Source organism: Oleiphilus sp. HI0117, assembly GCF_001635235.1.
In genome coordinates this window covers 1-1,241 of sequence record NZ_LWGA01001413.1, presented here as the reverse complement: position 1 = coordinate 1,241, position 1,241 = coordinate 1, and the positions used below count along the sequence as shown (strand labels likewise).

Annotated in this window: 1 protein-coding gene; it reads left to right on the top strand. The window is 45.4% G+C overall.

The genetic code is table 11. The features are described from left to right. Positions 1–32: 32 nt before the first annotated feature. On the top strand, positions 33–1,241 hold a 1,209-nt coding region (gene ftsW, locus A3757_RS23835), incomplete at its 3' end, for a putative lipid II flippase FtsW (protein WP_068740410.1).

Genomic DNA, 1,241 nt, shown 5'->3' with positions numbered 1-1,241 from the left:
GGCGATATGTTTGAGCAGGAGGTTTTGGCCTTATGACACTTTCTATCGCTAGAGCTGGCATGCCTGGATTGCTGCAAAGCAAAGACTCGCTTCGCATTGAACCACGTACAGATCATGTCATGTTGTTCGTTAGTGTTCTATTGCTGCTGACTGGCTTGATTATGATTGCATCGGCTTCGGTAGATATTGCGGATGCCAGAAATGGAAACCCATTTCACTATGTGATTCGCCACGGCATTTTCATTGTCTTGGGTTGTATCGCCGGCGTATTTACTTACCAGTTGCCATCTTCGTGGTGGCAGAAGACTGGCTGGCTTGCGCTGAGTTTGTCTTTACTAATGCTTTTGGTGGTCATTCTCCCAGGCGTTGGTAAAACAGTTAATGGCAGTACACGCTGGATTAGTTTAGGTAGCTTGAATTTTCAGCCTTCTGAATTGGCGAAGCTTTTGTTGGTGGCTTATCTCGCAGGCTATTTAGTGAGACGTTTAGATGAGGTGCGTACAACATGGTGGGGCTTTGCAAAGCCGATGTTGGTCTTGGCTTTGGTTGCCTTATTGCTGCTTAGTGAGCCGGACTTAGGTTCTACCGTTGTAATTGGTTGTGCCTTTCTGGGAATGATTTTCCTCAGTGGTGCGAGATTAGGGCAGTTTATTATTCTGATTCTAGGCTGTTTAGCATCTGTGGCCTTACTGATTTATTCGCAGCCCTACAGATTAAAGCGTTTAGTGGGCTATACCGATCCTTGGGCAGATCCCTATGGTAGTGGATATCAGGTGATTCAGTCTTTGATCGCATTTGGGCGTGGGGACTGGTCGGGCGTAGGTTTAGGCAACAGTATTCAAAAGCAATTTTACTTGCCCGAGGCTCATACCGATTTCGTTTTTGCCATTATGGCAGAAGAGTTTGGTTTGATTGGTACATTGCTTGTTGTTTCGTTGTTTGTCGTTTTGGTCTACAGATCCTTACGCATAGGCTATTTGGCAGAAAAGAAAAAGCAATTATTCAGCGCCTATTTTGCCTACGGCATTGGCATCTTATTCGCGGTTCAGTCCTTTATAAACATAGGCGTCAATATGGGCTTACTACCGACTAAAGGTCTGACACTGCCATTGGTAAGTTATGGCGGTAGTAGCCTGATTGTGAGTTGTATGTGTATAGGCGTGTTGTTAAGAATTCACCGTGACCTGATGGCGATTGAAGATGAGCCAGACTCAGAACAGACCAAAGACAAGGAGCTTATC